General features: G+C 66.8%; 21 protein-coding genes, 1 tRNA gene and 1 other RNA gene. 10 read left to right on the top strand and 13 right to left on the bottom strand.

Annotated features, from left to right (window positions below):
* Nucleotides 1–6 precede the first annotated feature (6 nt).
* Genes AC4EEV_RS02465 through AC4EEV_RS02475 form a run of 3 tightly spaced genes read right to left on the bottom strand, consistent with a single transcriptional unit; the run spans nt 7 to nt 3226 of the window.
* Entirely contained in the window at nt 7–846 is an 840-nt protein-coding gene (locus AC4EEV_RS02465) for a sugar phosphate isomerase/epimerase family protein (RefSeq protein WP_491330072.1), read from the bottom strand.
* A complete protein-coding gene (locus AC4EEV_RS02470; protein WP_491330073.1) occupies nt 843–2057 on the bottom strand; it encodes a dihydrodipicolinate synthase family protein in 1215 nt (404 codons plus the stop codon). Before AC4EEV_RS02470 ends, AC4EEV_RS02465 begins: the two co-directional genes overlap by 4 nt.
* Nucleotides 2057–3226 (bottom strand): Gfo/Idh/MocA family protein, encoded by a 1170-nt coding sequence (locus tag AC4EEV_RS02475; RefSeq protein ID WP_491330074.1) that lies wholly within the window; start codon nt 3224–3226, stop codon nt 2057–2059. Before AC4EEV_RS02475 ends, AC4EEV_RS02470 begins: the two co-directional genes overlap by 1 nt.
* 171 nt (nt 3227–3397) lie before the next feature.
* Between AC4EEV_RS02475 and AC4EEV_RS02480 the strand changes: the two genes are divergently transcribed.
* Together AC4EEV_RS02480 and AC4EEV_RS02485 are read left to right on the top strand one after the other, a co-directional pair.
* The gene (locus AC4EEV_RS02480; protein WP_109044442.1) at nt 3398–4480 is read left to right on the top strand and encodes a LacI family DNA-binding transcriptional regulator; all 1083 of its coding nucleotides are present in this window, start codon (nt 3398–3400) and stop codon (nt 4478–4480) included.
* Complete coding sequence (locus AC4EEV_RS02485) at nt 4477–5253, top strand: alpha/beta hydrolase (RefSeq protein WP_491330075.1); 777 nt, start codon at nt 4477–4479, stop codon at nt 5251–5253. The genes AC4EEV_RS02480 and AC4EEV_RS02485 overlap by 4 nt, the downstream gene beginning before the upstream one ends.
* Here the strand turns inward: AC4EEV_RS02485 and AC4EEV_RS02490 are convergent.
* Nucleotides 5250–6161 (bottom strand): aldose 1-epimerase family protein, encoded by a 912-nt coding sequence (locus tag AC4EEV_RS02490; protein WP_491330076.1) that lies wholly within the window; start codon nt 6159–6161, stop codon nt 5250–5252. The genes AC4EEV_RS02485 and AC4EEV_RS02490 overlap by 4 nt on opposite strands.
* An 80-nt stretch (nt 6162–6241) precedes the next feature.
* On the opposite strand from AC4EEV_RS02490, the gene AC4EEV_RS02495 reads away from it, so the two are divergent.
* On the top strand, nt 6242–6955 hold the full coding sequence (locus AC4EEV_RS02495) for a DNA alkylation repair protein (RefSeq protein ID WP_491330077.1): 714 nt from the start codon (nt 6242–6244) through the stop codon (nt 6953–6955).
* On the opposite strand, the gene mptB is transcribed toward AC4EEV_RS02495, so the two are convergent.
* On the bottom strand, nt 6952–8508 hold the full coding sequence (mptB, locus tag AC4EEV_RS02500) for a polyprenol phosphomannose-dependent alpha 1,6 mannosyltransferase MptB (protein ID WP_491330078.1): 1557 nt from the start codon (nt 8506–8508) through the stop codon (nt 6952–6954). The two genes, AC4EEV_RS02495 and mptB, sit on opposite strands and share 4 nt — an antisense overlap.
* Before the next feature lie 194 nt (nt 8509–8702).
* On the opposite strand from mptB, the gene orn reads away from it, so the two are divergent.
* From orn to def, 3 genes are all read left to right on the top strand, one after another.
* On the top strand, nt 8703–9290 hold the full coding sequence (orn, locus tag AC4EEV_RS02505; RefSeq protein WP_491330837.1) for an oligoribonuclease: 588 nt from the start codon (nt 8703–8705) through the stop codon (nt 9288–9290).
* Nucleotides 9291–9419: 129 nt separating this feature from the next.
* A tRNA-His gene (locus AC4EEV_RS02510) sits at nt 9420–9492 on the top strand.
* 134 nt (nt 9493–9626) lie between these two features.
* Nucleotides 9627–10199: a peptide deformylase gene (gene def, locus AC4EEV_RS02515; protein ID WP_491330079.1), complete on the top strand. Its 573-nt coding sequence runs from the start codon at nt 9627–9629 to the stop codon at nt 10197–10199.
* A 19-nt stretch (nt 10200–10218) separates the two neighbouring features.
* Here the strand turns inward: def and AC4EEV_RS02520 are convergent, their stop codons facing one another.
* The 5 genes from AC4EEV_RS02520 to rnpB form a co-directional block, all read right to left on the bottom strand.
* Entirely contained in the window at nt 10219–11016 is a 798-nt protein-coding gene (locus AC4EEV_RS02520) for an HNH endonuclease family protein (protein WP_491330080.1), read from the bottom strand.
* A gap of 116 nt (nt 11017–11132) precedes the next feature.
* Entirely contained in the window at nt 11133–11342 is a 210-nt protein-coding gene (locus AC4EEV_RS02525) for a hypothetical protein (RefSeq protein WP_018761610.1), read from the bottom strand.
* A 74-nt stretch (nt 11343–11416) separates the two neighbouring features.
* Nucleotides 11417–12859 carry a glyceraldehyde-3-phosphate dehydrogenase gene (locus AC4EEV_RS02530; RefSeq protein ID WP_018761611.1) on the bottom strand — a complete coding sequence of 481 codons (1443 nt, stop codon included), beginning with the start codon at nt 12857–12859 and terminating at the stop codon, nt 11417–11419.
* 287 nt (nt 12860–13146) lie between these two features.
* Nucleotides 13147–13686 carry a TspO/MBR family protein gene (locus AC4EEV_RS02535; RefSeq protein WP_165837974.1) on the bottom strand — a complete coding sequence of 180 codons (540 nt, stop codon included), beginning with the start codon at nt 13684–13686 and terminating at the stop codon, nt 13147–13149.
* A 45-nt stretch (nt 13687–13731) separates the two neighbouring features.
* An RNA gene (rnpB, locus tag AC4EEV_RS02540) (RNase P RNA component class A) lies at nt 13732–14119 on the bottom strand.
* Nucleotides 14120–14176: 57 nt separating this feature from the next.
* Here rnpB and AC4EEV_RS02545 point away from each other — a divergent pair.
* A complete protein-coding gene (locus AC4EEV_RS02545) occupies nt 14177–14941 on the top strand; it encodes a YaaA family protein (protein ID WP_018761613.1) in 765 nt (254 codons plus the stop codon).
* A 12-nt stretch (nt 14942–14953) separates the two neighbouring features.
* On the opposite strand, the gene AC4EEV_RS02550 is transcribed toward AC4EEV_RS02545, so the two are convergent.
* Together AC4EEV_RS02550 and AC4EEV_RS02555 are read right to left on the bottom strand one after the other, a co-directional pair.
* Entirely contained in the window at nt 14954–15691 is a 738-nt protein-coding gene (locus AC4EEV_RS02550; RefSeq protein ID WP_491330081.1) for a zinc ribbon domain-containing protein, read from the bottom strand.
* 99 nt (nt 15692–15790) lie between these two features.
* Nucleotides 15791–16714, bottom strand: a complete 924-nt coding sequence (locus AC4EEV_RS02555) for a Nif3-like dinuclear metal center hexameric protein (RefSeq protein WP_206073876.1) — start codon at nt 16712–16714, stop codon at nt 15791–15793.
* Nucleotides 16715–16812: 98 nt separating this feature from the next.
* On the opposite strand from AC4EEV_RS02555, the gene msrA reads away from it, so the two are divergent.
* The 3 genes from msrA to epsC all read left to right on the top strand — a co-directional run bounded on the left by msrA (nt 16813) and on the right by epsC (nt 18963).
* Complete coding sequence (gene msrA, locus AC4EEV_RS02560) at nt 16813–17337, top strand: peptide-methionine (S)-S-oxide reductase MsrA (protein WP_018761616.1); 525 nt, start codon at nt 16813–16815, stop codon at nt 17335–17337.
* A 64-nt stretch (nt 17338–17401) separates the two neighbouring features.
* Nucleotides 17402–18337 carry a cysteine synthase A gene (cysK, locus tag AC4EEV_RS02565; RefSeq protein ID WP_026264549.1) on the top strand — a complete coding sequence of 312 codons (936 nt, stop codon included), beginning with the start codon at nt 17402–17404 and terminating at the stop codon, nt 18335–18337.
* Between the two features lie 41 nt (nt 18338–18378).
* Nucleotides 18379–18963, top strand: coding sequence for a serine O-acetyltransferase EpsC (epsC, locus tag AC4EEV_RS02570; RefSeq protein WP_018761618.1), 585 nt, complete (start codon nt 18379–18381; stop codon nt 18961–18963).
* A 52-nt stretch (nt 18964–19015) separates the two neighbouring features.
* On the opposite strand, the gene AC4EEV_RS02575 is transcribed toward epsC, so the two are convergent.
* Complete coding sequence (locus AC4EEV_RS02575; RefSeq protein WP_491330082.1) at nt 19016–19849, bottom strand: oxidoreductase; 834 nt, start codon at nt 19847–19849, stop codon at nt 19016–19018.
* Nucleotides 19850–19911: the final 62 nt, after the last annotated feature.

Here is a 19911-nt window from a genome sequence, read left to right on the forward strand (position 1 = left end):
ATCCGGTCAGGCGAACGGGAGGACGAGCTCCGCGTACCGCTCCTTGACCGTGGCCAGGACGGCATTGCCGTCCGTGTCCCAAATCTCCTGGTTGAAGATCTCCACCTCGATGTCTCCGGTGTAGCCGGCGTCCCGCACCCAGGTGCCGATCGTGGCGAAGTCCACCACGCCGTCGCCCATGTACCCGCGGGACAGCAGCGGGTCCGCGGCGATGGGCATGTTGAAGTCGCACACCTGGTAGGAGGCGAGGCGGTTTTCCCGGCCGGCGCGCCCGATTTGCGCCTTCAGTTTCGGGTCCCACCAGACATGGAAGGTGTCGACGGCGACGCCCACCGTTGAGGGATCGAACGGCGCGGCGAGGTCCAGCGCCTGCCCCAATGTGGAAATCAGGGCACGGTCGGCCGCATACATCGGGTGCAGCGGCTCCAGCACCAGGCGTACGCCGTGCTCCGCAGCGAACGGGACCAGGTCGGCGAGCCGGTCGGCAACGCGCTGCCGCGCCGCCACGACGTCCTTCTCCCCCAGGGCCAGGCCGCCGACCACCAGGAAGAGTTCCCGGGTGTCCAGGGCCACAGCCTCAAGGATCGCCGCGCGGTTGTCCGCGAGCGCAGCCGCCTGGCCGTCGGCGTCCGCCGCGGTGAGGAACCCGCCGCGGCACAGCGAGGATACACGCAGGCCGGCATCCTTGATCAGGCGGGCCGCCTTGTCCAGGCCGGCCTCCTCCACCCGGTCCCGCCAGGGGCCGATCGAGGGAATGCCGGCGTTGACGCACCCCTCCACCACCTGGGCGAGCGTCCACTTCTTGGTGGTGGCGCTGTTGATGGACAGGCGCGCGAAGTCGCTCATACGCCCACCCCGTTGATGCGCAGGTAGTCGGACATCCGGAAGGCCGCCAGTGCGGGGTCTTTCAGCAGTCCGGCCTGGTCCGCGAGCTCGAAGGTCCTGGCCAGGTGGCAGACCGAGCGGCCCGAATGCAGGCCGCCCACCATCTGGAAACCGGGCTGCTTGCCGTTGAGCCAGGACATGAACGCGATGCCCGTCTTGTAGTAGAACGTAGGGGCGCTGAAGATGTGCTTGCCCAGTTCCCGCGTGGAGTCGAGGATTTCGCGGGCTTTGGCGGCGTTGCCTGCGTCGTAGTTCTGCAGGGCGACCGAAGCGGCGGGGTAGATTGCCGCGAAGATGCCCAGCAGGGCGTCGGAGTGGTGGCTGCCATCGCCGTCGATCAGTTCCGGGTAGTTGAAGTCGTCGCCGGTGTAGAGCCGGACGCCCTCGGGCAGGGCCGCCCGCAGGGCCACCTCGTGGCCGGCATCGAGCAGCGAGACCTTGACACCGTCCACCTTGGCGGAGTTGTCCATAATGAGGCCGAGGAACGTTTCGGTGGCCGTGGCAACGTCGTCCGATCCCCAGTAGCCGGCGAGGGCGGGATCGAACATGGTGCCCAGCCAGTGCAGGATGACCGGCTGGTCCACTTCCTGCAGCAGGGTGGAGTACACCTCCAGGTAGTCTTCGGGGCCGCGTGCCACTTTTGCCAGGGCGCGGGAGGCCATGAGGATGACCTTGGGCCCGGCCTCGGTGACGACGGCGATCTGCTCGCGGTAGGCCTCAAGGACGGCTTTGATGCCGGCCTCGCCGGAGGGCAGGGCGTCGATGTCCAGCTGGTCGGTGCCGGCGCCGCAGGAGACGAGGTCGCGGACGGACTTGCCGGCGGTGGCCGCGTTGCCGGACGAAACCACGGAGGCAGCTTCCACCCCGGTCCGCTTGATGAGCTGCTGGGTGGCGGACCAGTCCAGGCCCATGCCCCGCTGGGCGGTGTCCATGGCGTCGGCCACGCCCAGGCCGTAGGACCACAGCTCGTGGCGATAGGCCAGCGTGGCGTCCCAGTCCAGCCGCGCGGGGGTACCCGGGGTGTTGTCGGCGAGGACTTCGGGGATGACGTGGGCGGCGGCGTACGCCCGGCGTGCGGTCAGGGGTGCCGTGGGGCGGGCCCACGTGGCGCCGCCCTGCAGCCGGTACTCCCTGGTGCCGCCGTCTTCGGAGGGAAGGATGAGGGAAGTCATTAGAGCGTGATCTCCGGGATGTCGATGGTGCGGCGTTCGTCGTTGGACTGCAGGCCCAGCTCGGCGAGCTGGACGCCCCGGGCGGCGGAGAGCAGGCCAAAGCGGTGTTCACGGCCGGCGACGACGTCGCGGAGGAATTCCTCCCACTGCAGCTTGAAGCCGTTGTCCAGGTCGGCGTTGGCCGGTACTTCCTGCCACTGGTCGCGGAACGACTCCGTCACCGGAAGGTCGGGGTTCCAGACGGGCTTGGGAGTGTGGGCACGCTGCTGGGCGACGCACTTGTTCAGGCCGGCGACGGCCGAGCCGTGGGTGCCGTCCACCTGGAATTCCACCAGTTCGTCGCGGTATACCCGGACAGCCCAGGAGGAGTTGATCTGGCCGACGACTTCGTCGCCGGCCGGGGTAACGAGCTCGAAGATGCCGTAGGAGGCGTCGTCGGCGGTTGCCTTGTACTCCTTGCCGGCTTCGTCCCAGCGTGCCGGAATGTGGGTGGCGGTTTTGGCATTGACGCTCTTGACCTTGCCGATGATGCCTTCGAGCACGTAGTTCCAGTGGCAGAACATGTCGGTGGTCATTCCGCCGCCGTCTTGCTTGCGGTAGTTCCAGGACGGGCGCTGGGCCGCCTGGATGTCGCCTTCGAAGACCCAGTAGCCGAACTCGCCGCGGATGGACAGGATCCGGCCGAAGAAGCCTTCGTCCACCAGACGGCGGAGCTTGACCAGGCCGGGAAGGTACAGCTTGTCGTGCACAACGCCGGCCGTCACGCCGGCCTCCTTGCCGATGCGGGCCAGTTCAATGGCCTCCTCCAGGGTTTCTGCCGTCGGCTTTTCCGTGAAGATGTGCTTGCCTGCCAGCATGGCCTTTTTCAGCGTGGCGGCGCGCAGGCTGGTCATGGACGCGTCGAAGACGACGTCCACGGTGGGGTCGTTGATCACGGCGTCCAGGTCCGTGGTCCACTCGGACACCTTGTGCTGCTCCGCCAGCTCGCGGATTTTGGCTTCGTTGCGGCCCACCAGGATGGGCTCCACCTGGACCCGGGTGCCGTCTTCCAGCGTGAAGCCGCCGGCGTCGCGGATGGGCAGGATGGACCGCAGCAGGTGCTGGCGGTAGCCCATGCGGCCGGTGATGCCGTTCATGGCAATACGGATCGTTTTAGTTTCGAAGCCCATGTGTCCTCCACGGTGAGTGAGCAAGGTGTACTCAAGAAGAATCGGGAAAGCGCATTCCCTCTGTTCCCATGATGCACCGCGCCGTTCCGCTTGGCAAGCGCTTTCCGGAAGTAGTTTGAACTGTCATAATGTCCTTAGCCGTTCAGGCCGCCCCGACCACCAGGAGATGCTGTGGCTGCTAGTACCCTTACCGAGGTTGCCCGCCTCGCCGGCGTCTCGCCTGCCACGGCGTCCCGCGTGCTGAACGGCTCCGCCCGGACCCCAGGCAAGGACATTGCCGAGCGCGTCCGCCAGGCGGCGGACTCACTGGGGTACATCCCCAATGCGCAAGCCCAGGGCCTTGCCAAATCCAGCTCGGGCCTGATCGGCCTGATTGTCCACGACATCGCCGACCCGTATTTCGCCGCCATTGCCCGCGGCGTGCAGGATGCCGCTCGGGAACAGCGGAAAATGGTGCTCCTTGCCACGACGGGGGGCGGCCCCGCTGAAGAAAAGGAGGCCGTGGCCGCCTTCGCCGCCCGCCGTGCCGACTCCATCGTGATCGCCGGTTCGCGCTCCTGCCGCGCCGAGGACCAGGAGGGCAACGCACAGCTGGCCGCCGAACTGGACCGCTATTGCCGCAACGGCGGCAGGGTGGCAGTGGTGGGGCATCCCGTGGTGGGCGCCACCGCACTGGAGGGCTACCACGTCGTCGAAGTCCCCAACCAGGAGCTTGCGGGCCGGCTGGCCACCGAGCTTGCCGCCGGCTGGGATGGCGACTTCGTCATCATCGGCGGGCCCGACGGCCTGTACACCTCCGATGACCGGGTCCGGGGTTTCCAGGAAGGCCTGGCACGCGCCGGACACCGCCCGGCAGAGGTGCTCAGGAGCGCTTTCAACCGTTCGGGCGGCTACGAGGCCGGCCTGCAACTGGCCGCACGGATCAAGGCAGCCTCCGCCGGCAACCCTGCCGCGCCGAAGCTTTGCATTTTCGCGGTCAACGACGTGATGGCGATCGGCGCCGCAGCAGCACTGCGGTCCGAGGGGCTGAGGATTCCCCGCGACGCGTCAATCGCAGGTTTCGACGACATCGAAACGCTGCGGGACTTCCGGCCGGCCCTGTCCACCGTGCGCCTGCCGCTCGAAGATATTGGACGGCTGGCAACCAGGGCCACCCGCCCCCGCCCGGCCGGCCAGGACCAGGAAGCAGCGCCCGACGAAGCCGTTACCGGCGAGGTCACGCTGCGGCGCAGCACCGAGGCCGCCGCCGTATGATGCCGCGAAGGATCACCGCGGTTCCGGCCTGCACTGAAGCCGCGGGCCCCCGCCCGGCCATCCTTGTCCTGCCCGGCGGCGGTTACGCGCGCCAGGCGGACCACGAGGCGGAGCCGGTTGCGGAATGGCTCGCAGCGCTGGGTATCCACGCTTTCGTCCTGCGTTACCGGGTGGCGCCGGACCGCCACCCGGCGCCCCTTGAAGACGCCAAGGAGGCCATGCTCTCCATCCGGAGCGGACCGCACGGCCTGGCCGTTGACCACGAGCGTGTGGGCGTCCTGGGATTCTCGGCCGGCGGCCATCTGGCGGCCACGCTGTCCACCGCAGCAGCCACCGGCAACCGGGACCTCGACGTCGATGCCGCCGTCCCGGACCTCTCGGTCCTTTGCTACCCTGTGGTGTCGCTGATCCAGGACACGCACCAGGGGTCGGTGGACAACCTCCTGGGCGGGCTGCCGCCGTCGAACCTTCTTGCGGACCTCTCCGCGGACCGGAACGTGACAGCCCGGACCCCGCCGGCTTTCCTCTGGCACACCGCGGACGACGACGCTGTCCCGGTGGCCAACAGCCTGAACTACGCCAAGGCGCTGATCGCCGCCGGCGTTCCTGCCGAACTGCACGTCTTCCCGGAAGGGCGGCACGGACTCGGACTGGCAGCCGGTGACCCCGGCCCCGGACAGTGGACGTCCTTGTGCGCGTCCTGGCTGGTTCGTGCCGGCTGGGCGGAGCCCACGGCCGCAGCAACCCTCACCGCAGCAGCCGGCCGCCTTTAGCCCCGCCGGTCCACCGCGCGGATGGTCCAGCCCGCCGAGTGGGACTCTCCCGGCTCCAGGTGGATCAGGTCCGTTCCGGAATTGAACGCGTCCGGCGGGCAGGTCATGGGCTCAACCGCGAGGCCCAGCCGGTCCGGACCGACAGGCTTGTCTCCCGTGTGCACCTGGACCCAAGGCCACTCCGGCCCCCATTCAAGCTCCACGCCCGTGCCCGATGGATCCATGACGCGCACGCGCGCCAGTCCGGCAGCGTCGCGGGAGATACCGGTGAAAGCGTGGTCGATCCTGACCGGTCCCAACCTGTGCGGGAGGCGGAAGTCGAAAGCATCCTGCTCCACCTGCCGGATGGCCACCGGGAGCAGCCGGTCCGGGGTGACCTCGAGGTAGGCAGCTGCCGGAAGTTCCAGGGACCAGTCATCCAGTGGAGCAGGGCCGGCGACAAGGTAGGGATGGGGGCACACTCCATACGGCGCGGCCCGGGTACCGGTGTTGACGGCGGTGACCGTACCGCGGAGGCCGACATCGGAGAGGGAATAGGCGACCGTGAGTTCCAGGCTGCCCGGGTAGCCCGGCCCGGCCGGAACGCGGCAGCCCAACACCACCCGGTCCGTCGATGCCTCCACAATGTCCCAGGCCTGATGGATGGCCAGCCCGTGCAGGGCCGATCCGCGCTCCGGCTCATTGATGGCGGCCGAATAGGACTGGCCGGCGTACGAATAGGCACCGTCAGCGAGCCGGTTGGGCCACGGTGCACAGATGACGCCCCGGTAGTCCGGGACCCCGCCCTCCGGCCCAAAGCCCACCACCAGGTTCCGGTCCCCGCAGCGCAGCTCCCGGAGGGCGCCACCGCGGGTGGTCACGACGGCGGTGTAGGGTCCGTGGGTAATGCGGACTTCGGTTCCGGGCATGGCTTCCTCCGCGATGATCTTTGTTAGCGCTAAAACAGCATACGTCATCGCAACGGAATCCGGCTGGCTAGAGTTGCCCCATGGAAGCGGCACCCGACCAGCACCTTATCGCCGCCGTCAGGAGCGCACTGTGGGAGCTGTCCGACCCCGATCGTGCCGCCGGCGCGCAGGCGTACATGAAGTCTTCCGTTCCGTCGCTGGGTGTCCGGGTCCCGGATGTCCGGCGGATCGCGGCGCACGCTACGGCAGAGTTTCCTCCGGCATCAGCCGCCGGGCTGCGCGCCACAGCGCTGCAACTGTGGCGCACGGCAGCGTTCCGGGAAGAACGCTATGCAGCCATCGACCTGACCGGCAACCGGCTGGTTGCCAAAGACCTGGACACGCTGCCGGTGTACGAGGAAATCATCCGCACCGGAGCATGGTGGGATTTCGCAGACGGCGTGTCCGGCAGGATCTGCAACCTGCTGCTGGCTCACCCGGCCGAGATGTCCGCGGTGCTGAGGACGTGGAGCCGTGATCCGGACTTTTGGATTCGGCGCGCTTCCATCACATCGCAGCTGCGGGCCAAGGAAGCCACCGATACGGTGCTGCTTGCCGATGTCATTGAACCGAACCTGGCGGACCGGGAATTCTTTATCCGCAAAGCGATCGGCTGGGCGCTGCGCGAGTACGCCAAAACGGCGCCGGAGTGGGTGCAGGAATTCGTCGCCCTGCACGGGCAGGAGATGAGTCCGTTGTCCCGCAGGGAGGCCCTGCGGAGGATCAGCGCCGGCCGGCCGCAGCGTCCCCGCTAAATGACGGGACGTTCGACGACGGGCTCGTGCGACTTCCGGAACAGCCGGCGGGTGCCGGGATCCCAAAAGATCAGGTAAAGCCCAAAGAGCAAGGCGGTCAGGGCAGCCGCAATCCGGGCCAGCAGGAGGGCGAAGCCCAGGTCCTGGGTCTGCAGGTAGGGAAAGACGTCCAGCTGGTCCGAGATTGCGTAGATCATGAAGAACGACACCACGAAGTACAGGGCCTTGACCTGCCAGTCATTACGAATGCCCGTCACGGCGAACAACGGAATCAGCCACACTACATACCAGGACTGGATGATGGGGGCCAGCAGGACCACGGCGGCCAGGCCGAGCGTGAGACGGCGCATCAGCCGGTCATGGTCGCCCTTGAGGATCTGCCAGGCAAGGATGGCCACGGCAAGCAGCTTGCCGGCGTCGAACACCCAGCCCGCCGGGACTGAGCCGTCGAGGCCGAACGCGTTGGCAAGGGACCCCACCACCATGCCGAGCAGGCCCACCGGGGCATACCAGATGGAGATACTGCCGGGGGCGGAGAGTCCGTTGATCCAGCCGAAGCCGAAGCCGTTGACCAGGCTCATCAGGGCCAGCAACGCCAGGCTCAGGCCGGCCGTGAGCGCCCAGAATGCGATCTTTCGCAGCCACCCCGCGTTCCTGCCCGCCCAGAGGAGGCCGATGAACGGAAGGAACACGATGGTGATGGGCTTGACGGCGATGGACAGCGTGACCAGCGCGACGCCCCGGACCTCCCGGCGGGTCGCGGAGTAGTAGAGCCCGGCAAGGGCCAGCCCGATCATGAGTGAGTCATTGTGCACGCTGGCAATGAAGTTGGTCAGGAAGAGCGGGTTGGCCGCGGTGAGCCACAAGGCCCTGTGCGGGTTGATGCCGTGCAGCTCTGCGAGCCGGGGCACGTAGATCACGCAGAGCACCACGCCGGCCAAGGCAACCAGCCGGAACAGCATGATGCAGGCTTCCGGCTGGACGTTGGTCACCCACACAACGAACTGCTCGATCCAGAGGAACAGCTGGCCGTAGGGAACCGGAGCTTCGGTCCACTGCTTGTCGGCTCCCAGCTGGAAGTAGTTGGACAGGGCGGAAATGCCGTTTTCGTACGGGTTGAACCCTTCCACCATCAGCCGCCCCTGGCCGATGTAGGCATAGACGTCGCGGCTGAACAACGGGACGCTGAACATCATGGGGAGCCCCCACGCCACCACCGCCGCCAACGTGGCGCGACGGGCCTGGCCGCCCCACACCCGGACTTTTTGGCCGAGCCGCAGCCAGGCGCGCACCAGCAGCATGCCCCCTGCCGCGACTAGCACGATGGACAGGGCCACGCCCGGCGCTTCGGTGCGCATCCAGATGAACAGCGGCATGCGGCGGAGTTCGGAGACCGGCGCGAGCCAGCCCACGCCGGCGGAACCGAACATCATGAACATCGACCCGAGGAAGCCGGCAAGCAGTGGAGAGCGGGGATTGTCCACCTCGGCACCGCCCGCCGGGGCAGTACCAGCCGCCGCCATCTCCCCCGTTGCGGGCACAGGCGCCGTCATCTCAGGAATGTCCAATCTTCTTGCGTTTCCGCTGTTACCCGGCGGACCGCGTGGGCGGCCGGAACATCTTCGAAGGCGGCGGGGCGACCCGCCGCGTACCCGAAATCCTAGCATCGGCGGGGCGTCCGGGGCGGTAACGGTAGGCTGGTCCGGTGCCTATATCTAACGAACGAATCGTCTGGATCGACTGCGAAATGACCGGCCTGGACATCAAGAACGACGCCCTCATCGAGGTGGCAGCCCTGGTCACCGATTCGGAACTGAACATCCTCGGGGACGGTGTCGACGTGGTGGTCAAGCCCGAGGACGCGGCCGTCGCCCAGATGTCCGACTTCGTCCGGGACATGCACACCAAGTCCGGGCTCCTGGCGGAACTCCCCCACGGCAAGACCATGGCGGAGGCTGAGGCCGCCGTCATGGAGTACATCTCCGCGTGGGTTCCGGATCCGCGGAAGGCTCCCCTGGGCGGCAACTCCGTGGGCACCGACCGGGTGTTCCTCTCCCGCGACATGCCCGCCGTCGTGGAGCACCTGCACTACCGGGTGATTGACGTCAGCACCATCAAGGAACTCTCCCGCCGCTGGTTCGCGCGGGCGTACTTCCAGTCACCGGCGAAAAAGGGCGGCCACCGGGCACTGGGCGACATCAAGGACTCCATTGATGAACTCCGCTACTACCGCGAAGCGGTGTTCGTGCCGGCGCCGGGCCCTGACAGCGCCACCGCCCAGAAGATCGCCAGGCGCATCACCAGCGGCGACGCTGCCAACCCTGCCGGCGAGTAATCTGCGCCACGTTTGGAGGAAATTTCGCGGAAATCGCCGAAAGTGGACAAAGCACCCCTTCCGAGCAGGTAAGCTATTTGAGTTGCGTTTCCAGGGAGCCGGTAACACGGCCTGACCTTGAAACACATGGTGGGCGTAGCTCAGTTGGCAGAGCGCCTGGTTGTGGTCCAGGAGGTCGCGGGTTCAACCCCCGTCGCTCACCCTCACGGGGCGGCACTTGCAGCCGTCAACAAGGAGGCCGCACCGGATATCCGGTGCGGCCTCCTTTGTTGTGTCCCACCAAGATACGTGCAGGGACGCCGGCGCTGCCGGCCCCGAAGCCGAAGGACTAATGCTATGACCGTTCTGCCGATTACCATCTGGGGCGAGCCCGTCCTGCACCGCCGGGCAGCCGAAGTCGAGGTTTTCGACGACGATCTGCGCAGCCTGATTGCCGACATGTTCGAGACCAACGACGCCGCCAACGGCGTGGGTCTCGCGGCGCCGCAAGTCGGCGTGGGCAAGCGGATCTTCGTCTACAAGTACGCCAACGACGACGGCGCGCCACTGAGCGGTGTGCTGGTGAACCCTGTCCTCACCCTCTCCAAGGTTTCCGGCGCCGCCCCGGACCCGGACGAGGAAGAAGAGGGCTGCCTGTCCTTCCCGGGCGAGCAGTACCCGCTGAAGCGGGCCGAGTGGGCCCGGGTGGAAGGCTTCGACGGTTTCGGCGAGCCGGTGAAGTTCGAGGCGACGGGCTGGTTTGCCAGGGTCATCCAGCATGAATTCGACCATCTGGACGGCAAGCTGTACGTCAACCGGTTGATGGACCGCTACGCCCGGAAGGCCCTGAAACAGGCCAAGAAGAACGGGTGGGGCGTGCCAGGGCTGACCTGGATGCCCGGCGTCGATCCCGACCCGTTCGGCCACTAAGCGGTTCCCGGGCCGCCCCTCAGCCGGCGGTGATCGTTGGCTGCCCGGGGCAGGATGCCAGCACTTTCTTCATGGCATCCTTCTCCGCCGCAGTCACCCACAGGCCGTAGGCGGCCTTGACGGAGATCTGCCGGGCTACATAGTGGCAGCGGATCGCAGTGTTTTTCGGAAGCCAGGTTGCGGCGTCACCGGCACCCTTTTTCTGGTTCGCCTGCCCGTCGGCGGCGATCAGGTTGAGCGGATCGTTGGCGAGGCTCTGGCGTTCCTTCGGGGTCAGGCCCTGTGCTCCCTTTTGCCAGGCGTCGCCCAGGGCCACCACATGGTCGATCTGCACCGCGCTGCTGGTGTCGGCGCCGCGGCGGAATTCAATGGCGTGTCCGGTGTACGGCTCCTGGAAATGACCGCCCGATACCTGGCACGTGGAACCGTCGGCGAAGATGACTCCCGCGAGGTCGCGCCGCAGGATGTCGTTGCGGGTATCGCACCCGTTCCGGTCCGCATCCAGCCACGCCTGGCCGAAGGCTTCCCTGCTGTAGCCCGTATTCGGCGCCCTGCCCTTCACGGCCAGGCCATCCAGGGCAGAAACGGCGGCCCCTCCCGGTACCGGATGGGGCTCCGCCACCGGCTTCATCCAGGCGGCATCGAACACCGGCGCCTCCGTCGGCCCGGCGGCCGCAGGTCCGGCTGCCGCGAACTGTCCGGCGGTGAAGAACCAGAAAAGCGCGGCCACCGCTGAGACGGCGAAGGCGGCCAGCAGACCCCAAGCCTGCCGGGACCGGCGGCGGGCACGGCGATAGTCGGACCAGCTGACAGTCACGGCGGTGATACCGGATCACTAGTGGGAGGCACCCCACGAGCCTAGGACGGGGAGCCCGGCCGGCGGCCGATATCCACACTGTGGAGGACGGGTGATCCCTCACCCGCCCGCGGCATCTACTGCTCGCGCGTGACCCTCCGGAGGTCCTCCTCCGCGGTGGCCAGGAGTTCCTCGAGTTGGCGGACGCGCTCCTCGCTGGCGTCCCCGGCCTGGTGGGCGGCGCGGGCGCCCTCCAGGAGCCTGAGGGCTTCCTTGTGGTTGGCCTTCGCCACGTCGAGTGCGTGTTCGAGGGTGGTCTCGTGCTGAAGCGTCGATTCGTTGTCCATGCCACCAGTCTGGTCCGGTTTCCCGGCTGATTCCAGTGAACCAGCCGGGAATTGGCAGGACGTGTCGCTTTTGGTCAGACGGCGATGGCGGCCAGGGCGGCCGCGCTTTCCTTGGCAGGGAACGACGGCGGGTTCACGCCGGCCATCTCCTCCATGACCCGGACCACCTGGCAGCTGTAGCCAAATTCGTTGTCGTACCAGACGTAGAGGACCAGGTTCTTGTCCGTGGACACCGTGGCCAGGCCGTCAACGATGCCGGCGCGGCGGGAACCCACGAAGTCGGTGGAGACCACCTCGGGCGAGTCGATGTAGTCGATCTGCTTGCGCAGGTCCGAGTGCAGCGACATCTCGCGCAGGTAGTTGTTCACCTCATCCTTGGTGGTGCCGTTCTCCAGGCTGAGGTTCAGGATGGCCAGGGAGACGTCCGGGGTGGGAACGCGGATGGAGCTGCCGGTCAGCTTGCCCAGGAGCTCGGGCAGGGCCTTGGCCACCGCCTTGGCGGCACCGGTTTCGGTGATGACCATGTTCAGCGCGGCCGAGCGTCCGCGGCGGTCGCCCTTGTGGAAGTTGTCGATCAGGTTCTGGTCGTTGGTGAAGGAGTGCACGGTTTCCACGTGCCCGTGGATCACGCCGAACTTGTCGTTGATGGCCTTCAGGACCGGAGTGATGGCGTTGGTGGTGCAGGAGGCTGCGGAAACGATCCGGTCGGAGTCGTCGATGTCCCGGTGGTTGATGCCGTGGACAATGTTCTTCAGTTCACCCTTTCCCGGAGCCGTCAACAGGACGCGTGCAACACCCTTGCTCTGGAGGTGCTGGGACAGTCCTTCGGCGTCGCGCCAGCGGCCCGTGTTGTCCACCACCAGGGCATCCTTGATTCCATAGGCGGTGTAGTCGATGGTGGCGGGATCGTTCGAGTAGATCACCTGGATACGGACGCCGTTGGCCGTAATGGTGTTGGCCTCTTCATCGATCCGGATGGTGCCCTCGAAGGAACCGTGGACCGAGTCCCGGCGGAGCAGGCTGGCCCGCTTGGAAAGGTCGTTGTCGGACCCGCGGCGGACCACGATGGCGCGCAGGCGCAGGCCGTGGCCGCCACCGGCCTTTTCGATCAGCAGGCGTGCCAGGAGCCGGCCGATGCGGCCGAAGCCGTAGAGCACCACATCGGTGCTGGTGCGTTCGTCGCCGCCACGCTTGCCAACGATCTCGGCGAGTTCGGCGCGGAGGAACTCTTCAAGGGTGGCCCCGTTGCCCTCTTCCTTGAATTTCTGGTTCAGGCGGGCGATGTCGATCGCGGCGGCGCCCAGGTCCAGCCCGGCCAGCGTGTTGAGCAGCGGTGCCGTGTCCTCCAGGAGCAGTTCGTCCTTGCTCATCCGGCGCGCGAAGCGATGTGCCTTGAGGATGTTCATGGTGGACTTGTTGATCAGGCTCCGGCCGTGGATGCTGGTCACCACGTTGTTTTCCCGGTACAGCCTGCCGATCACCGGGATCATGGCCTCGGCGAGGGCCTCCCGGCCCATCCACGTATCAAGACAAGAATCAGACGTCTGGCTCACTGAAATACCTTCCTCGGGTCAGCCGTGTACGTCCTCGTACACAGATGTAGGCCACCTGATGATGTCCAGGGGCACCGGCACCTGCAGGGGTCGGCCCCCAGGCACCTGGATCGCGTGCAAAGAAAAACCGCCGGCTGCGAACGCAACTTTCGGCGGTAGAACTCCTGCGTCCGGGATCCATTCTAATTTGGCGCAGCCCCCCGAACACGCCTGCGCTGCGTGAAATCACTCACACGGCTCACCCCGTGGGCTCAGTTGTGGATGGCAGCATACAAGTTGAGGCTGGCGGAAAAGACCACCCAGGAGAAGTACGGCAACACCAGCAGCCCTGCGGTGGCGTCCACCGGGCCGAACCGGACGATCAGGAACGCCAGGGTCGCGGCCAGGGTGCAGATGACGAGGAATGCCGCCCACAAAGCCGCGGCGCCTGCCATGGGGTACATCGCGAAAAACGCCACCGGCCACGCGGCGTTGAGCACGAGTTGGACGGAGTACCCTGCCAGGGCCGGGCCGGTCAATCCACCTTTGCGCCAGACCAGCCACGCCGCGGCGGCCACCCCGACGTACAGCACCATCCAGGTGATCCGGAACATCAGCGACGGCGGCATCCACGGCGCCTTGAGCGAGCCGGCATACCAGCCCGTGGAATTGAGGATGATGGGGATCGAGGCAAGCACCCACGCCGCAGCAGACAGTCCAAGGAAGCCCGCAAAGGCGACAATTTGGGAGCGCAGGCCGGGCAGGGTTCCGGCCGTTCCGGCGGCCGGCCGGAGATCAGTAATAACGGGCACGGTCCAGCATCCCCAACACAGCGCCCAAGGTCAAACCCGGTTTTGCGGATGGGACAGCCGGTACGCCGGGTTCTGTTCTCCCCTGCCGTTGCCGGCAAGGGAGCGACGGCCATCCATCTACGAGTACCGTTGCCGGCACCCTCCAGCGGCTTACCCGGACACTCGGGCGGGCAGCCCTCGAACGTGTCCTGTCTAGCCTTGCTCCGGGTGGGGTTTACCTAGCCTTCCCGGTCACCCGGGAAGCTGGTGGTCTCTTACACCACCGTTTCACCCTTACCTGCCCTCTCCGGCCAAGGCCGGACATGCAGGCGGTCTGTTTTCTGTGGCACTGGCCTGCGGGTTACCCCGAGTGGGCGTTACCCACCACCCTGCCCTGCGGAGCCCGGACGTTCCTCGAGCCACTTGCGTGGCGCGCGGCCGTCTGGCTGTCCCATCCGGATCCAGTCTACCGGGCGCCTCCGACCGCTTTTGTCGCCGGTAGGATCGGACGGTGCTGATTCTGCTACCCCCTTCCGAAGGCAAGACACCCGCGCGCCGCGGGTCCGCCGTCGACTGGCCCTCGCTGAGTTTCCCTGAGCTCAATCCCTGCCGCACCAAGGTCCTGGCGGCGCTGGAAGCGGTCAGCGGGCACCCGGACGCCCTCTCGCTGCTGGGCGTGGGCGCCTCGCTGCGGGACGACGTCGAACGCAACACCCGCCTCCACGCTGAGCCGGCCGCGCCGGCACACAGCATCTACTCGGGGGTTCTGTATGACGCCCTGGGATACCGGAGCCTGACGCCCGCGCAGCGGCGCAAGGCCGACGAGTCCGTGCTGGTGGTCTCCGCGCTGTGGGGGGCAATCCGCTTTGGCGACAGCGTGCCCGCCTACCGGCTTTCCATGGGGACGGCATTGCCCGACGTCGGCCGGCTGGCTTCGTTCTGGAAGGCACAGCTGGATGACACGCTGGGCCGCGCCGCGGAGGGCCATCTGGTGGTTGACTGCCGTTCGAGCACCTACGCGGCCGCCTGGGCGGCGCCGCCGGAGCGTACGGTCACGGTGAACGTCTTTACCGAAGCCGCAGGAGTCCGGAAAGTGGTGAGCCATTTCGCCAAGCACACCCGCGGCGAACTGGCCCGGCACCTCCTGGCCCGCCGCGGGAAGGCTCCGGCTGCGGCCTCGGACCTGCTGAAGGTTGCGCGCGAAAAATGGGACGCGGAGCTGGTGCCGGGTACGGCACGCAGGCCCCATGCCCTGAACATCATCCTGCCGGGCTGAGGCGCCGGCGGTTCAGGCCCAGTCGTCCGAGCGGACCAGGATGGCGCCGGAATCCGGGCAGAACACGATGTCATCCGCCGCGGCCGCCTTGATCTCGGCAAGGTCGCCTGGGCTGAGTTTCATCCCCGAGGCCTCCGATGTCCCGTGGAAGAGCCGCGCGGCGCCCACGCCCCGCTTGGCGAGGGTCTTTTCGTAGACGGCCAGCATGCCTGCGTCAAGGCCTGCCGCAAATTCGGCGCGCCGGGCCACGAGCCCTTCGGCTTCGGCGGCCACCTCGGCGAGGGCTGCGTCCAGCTCTGCCCGGATCGTGCCGAACGAGCCTTGGATGTCATCAACGATCGCCTGCTGGGCGGCCTGCCGTTCCCGCAACGCGTCCAGCCGCTCCAGGATTTCCAGTTCCACGTCTTCGAGGTCTGAGCGCCGCTTGTTCAGCGATTCAATGTCCTTCTGCAGGGCCACAAGGTCCTTGGAGAGCCCGGTTCCGCTGTTGAGCCTGGCCTCGTCGCGTTCGATGCGCGAAGCGACCTGTTCGACGTCGGCTTCCGCCCGCTTGAGCGCGGCTTCGGCGTCATGCACGGCCACCTTGGCCGCGCCCAGTTCTCCGTTGGCCACGGACAGGGCCGCTTCGAGGTCCTTGATCCGGGGATCATTTTCGAGCGTCCGACGGCGGTTGGCGAGGCCGGTCAGCCTGGCGTCCAGTCCTTGCAGTTCGAGCAACTTCAACTGTTCCGCCGGTGCTGCCTTCGCCACTGTTACCTCCGCTTGATCCTTTCCGGCCAGGGGCCGGGCACCCTATGGGCGCTTCCTAGACTCTATCGCCTGGGCTGAACCGTTGCCTCGCTGCCGGGCTCAGCCCGGAGTGAGGATGAAGTCCCAAGGATCACTGTTGGTGGTGCTGACCCGGATCTCCAGGTCGTGCCCCTGGTCCGCCAGGACGTTGCCCAAGGCTGCGGCGGCGGCCGGCAACCAGAGCCATTCACTGGCAAAGTGCGAGACGTCCACCAGGTAGGGCCGGCCGTTGAGGGCAGCTTCCCGGGCCTCGGACGCAGGGTGGTGGCGAAGGTCCGCGGTGACGTACACGTCCGCGTTGCTGGCCCTGACCTCGTTGAACAGGGAATCGCCGGCGCCGCCGCACACTGCAATCCGCCGCACCACGCCGTCCTTGTCCCCGGAAACGCGCACACCCCCGGCGACGGAGGGAAGGATGCCGAACACCCGTGCAGCGAAATCGCCCAGGCTCATGGCGTCCGCCAGGTCGCCGACCCGCCCAATGCCTTCCTCCGGCAGCCCGTTGGCCGCCGCGGTGAGCGGGGCAACATCCTGCAGTCCCAGCGCGTCGGCCAGGACATCGGAAACGCCGCCGACGGCGGAGTCGCCGTTGGTGTGCACGGTCAGCAGTGCCGTCCCCGACTCGATCAGCCGGTGGACAGCCCGTCCCTTCGCCGTGGTTGCCGCCACCGACGTGACACCTTTCAGCAGCAGCGGATGGTGGGTAATGAGGAGGCCGGCACCCCACTCAACGGCTTCTTCGATGACCTCCAGGGTGGGGTCCACCGCGAACATCACCTTGCTGACGGGCGCGGACGGGTGGCCTGCCACGAGCCCCACTTCGTCCCAGTTCTCCGCCAGCGATTCGGGCCACAGTTCCTCAACGGCAAGCAACAATTCGGCCAGGGTGGGAGCCTCGGGGGCACTGTCGTGGCCCAGCGCGTCGGAGGAGGCTTCGCCGTCGTGATCTGCCTGGCCGGTAACGTCGGTGTCCACAGGTTCCATAGTCTTAGTTTTACCCCATCGCCTTCCCGGCGCCGCATGTTGCGGTGCCGGGAAGGGCCGGCGGGAATCATCCGGGGCCGTCAACCATTGAAGAGGTCATGAAAACTTTTGTTCTTGGCGGGGGCTGCTTCTGGTGCCTCGACGCTGTCTACCAGAAGACCAGGGGCGTCACCTCGGTGGTGTCCGGTTATACCGGCGGCCACGATCCCCATCCCGACTACTACTCGGTGTGCAGCGGCACCACCGGCCACGCGGAGGTTGTGGCCGTGACCTTCGACGAGGAGGTCATTCCGGCCGAAGTCATCCTGGACATGTTCTTTGCCCTGCACGACCCCACCACGCTCAACCGCCAGGGGTACGACGTGGGTACCCAGTACCGTTCCTCCATGTTCTACGAGACCACGGAGGAAAAGATCCTGTTCGAGGAAGCGATCGAACGCAACCAGGCGCTGTGGAAGCACCCCATCGTCACCGAAGTCAGCCGCCTGCCGCGGTTCCACGTGGCGGAGGAATTCCACCAGGACTACTACGCCAAGCACCCGGAACAGGGGTACTGCCAGGTGATCATCAACCCCAAGCTGGCCAAGGCCAGGAAATATTACTCTGCATGGCTTAACGCTTAGCCTGCGTTACGCGGCCTCGTTAGGCTGACCTCAGTATTCACCCCTTAGAGATAGGCGTATGTACATGGCACGGATCTATGACGATGTAACGCAACTGGTCGGCGGGACCCCGCTGGTTCGGTTGAACCGGCTCAGCGAGGGACTGGACGCCACCGTTGCGGTCAAGCTGGAGTTCTACAACCCGGCCAACAGCGTCAAGGACCGTATCGGCGTCGCCATCATCGACGCCGCGGAAAAGTCGGGTGCACTGAAGCCCGGCGGCACCATCGTCGAGGGCACCTCCGGCAACACGGGCATCGCCCTGGCCATGGTCGGTGCCGCGCGCGGCTACAAGGTCATCCTCACCATGCCGGAAACCATGTCCACCGAACGCCGCGTCATGCTGCGCGCCTTCGGCGCCGAGATCGTGCTGACCCCGGGCTCCGAGGGTATGCGCGGAGCCGTGGAAAAGGCCCAGGAGATCGTGGCCAACACGGAGAACTCCATCTGGGCACAGCAGTTTGCCAACGAAGCCAACCCGGAGATCCACCGGAAGACCACCGCAGAAGAGGTCTGGGCCGACACCGACGGTGCCGTTGACATCTTCGTGGCGGGCGTCGGCACCGGCGGAACCATCACCGGCGTCGGACAGGTGCTGAAGGAGCGCAAGCCCGGCGTGCAGATCGTGGCCGTGGAACCCAAGGACTCCCCCATCCTGAACGGCGGCGCTCCTGGCCCGCACAAGATCCAGGGCCTCGGCGCGAACTTTGTTCCGGAACTGCTGGACACCACCGTCTACGATGAGGTCATCGACGCTTCGCTTGAGGACTCGGTCCGGGTTGCCCGCGAGCTGGGCATCAAGGAAGGCATCCTGGGCGGCATCTCCTCGGGCGCCATCGTCTGGGGTGCGCTGGAACTGGCCAAGCGCCCCGAAAACGCGGGCAAGCTGATCGTGGCCGTGGTCTGCGACTTCGGTGAGCGTTACATCTCCACCGTGCTCTATGACGACATCCGGGGCTAAGCAGACTGAGCTGCCCGCCCGTTTCCTGTAGAAAGAACTTTGTGGGCTTTTTCGCAAGACTGAAAGAAGACCTCGAGGCCGCCCGGTCCCACGACCCGGCGGCTCGAGGTTCTTTTGAGAACTTTTTCGCCTATTCCGGCCTGCACGCCATCTGGATCCATCGGCTGACCCACCGGTTGTGGCAGAACCCTGCCCTGCGTTTTCCGGCACGGCTCCTGTCGCAGCTGGGCAGGTTTGCCACCGGCATCGAGATTCATCCGGGTGCCACCATCGGCCGCAGGTTCTTCATCGACCACGGCATGGGGGTGGTGATCGGTGAGACCGCGGAAATTGGCGAGGACGTGATGATCTACCACGGCGTCACGCTGGGCGGCCGCTCTCTGGCCCGGATTAAACGCCACCCCACCATCGGGGACCGCGTGACGATCGGTGCGGGAGCCAAAATCCTGGGGCCCATTACCATTGGCCGGGACAGCGCGGTCGGTGCCAACGCGGTCGTGGTCAAGGACGCGCCGCCGGAGTCGATCGTTACCGGCGTTCCTGCCAAGTGGCGGCACCGCGATGCGCAGCGGGAAACCAAACCCGCAGTGGATCCGGCCGAATACGATATCGAGTACCGGATCTAGGGTCCGGCGTTGCCTGGACGAAGTTCGGGCCCTAGCTTGGCCCGCTGTCCTGTTAGCCGGGGAAGCGCTTGTAGATGTTCCACAGCACGGTGTCGAAGGCGCGGTCCGGAAGCAGCCGGCGCAGCAGCAGGATGGCCCGTGCGCCCTTGCCCACCGGGTAGCGGGTCCTGGGCCGAGGCGAGGTGGCGGCATGAACGATTGCGTCCGCTATCACGGCGGGGTGCGAGGACAACGCCGAACCGTCGGTTGAAGCCAGCGCTGCCGCCACCACCTTGGCCTGGGCGGCGTACGGTCCGGTCCCCGAATTCGCCAGCAGGCCCTCCGCGGAGATGGCGCCCCACTCGGACTGGGTGCCGCCCGGTTCGACGATGGAGACGTCGATGCCGTGTGGCTTGAGTTCTACCCGGAGCGAATCGCTAAGGCCCTCAACGGCGAACTTGGTGGCGTGGTACCAGGCGCCCAGGGGCTCGTACATCTTTCCGCCGATCGAGGAGATATTGATGATCCGCCCCCGGCCGGCGGCCCGCATGGCCGGCAGCACGAGCTGCGTCATCCGTGCCAAGCCAAACAGGTTGACGTCGAACTGCCGGCGGCCCTCCGCCAATTCGACGTCCTCAAGCGAGCCGTAGGATCCGTAGCCGGCGTTGTTGACCAGCACGTCGATCCGGCCGTGGGCCGACAAGACTTCCCCGACGGCGGCGACCATCGACGCCTCGTCCGTCACATCGAGCGCCAGGGTCCGGACGCCGTCGGCCTTGAGCGGTTCCATCTTCTCCACCCGGCGGGCACCGGCGTACACGGTGAATCCGCGGGCTGCGAGCTTCCGGGCAGCTTCGAAGCCGATTCCAGTGGACGCACCGGTAACGAAAGCGACGGGCTGGTTCATGGCGGACTCCTTGGGACGCCGCCCCGGAGGGAGGGCGGGCTGCGCGGATGAGGGGCGGTGCG

This window comes from Pseudarthrobacter sp. MOO14 (assembly GCF_058267675.1).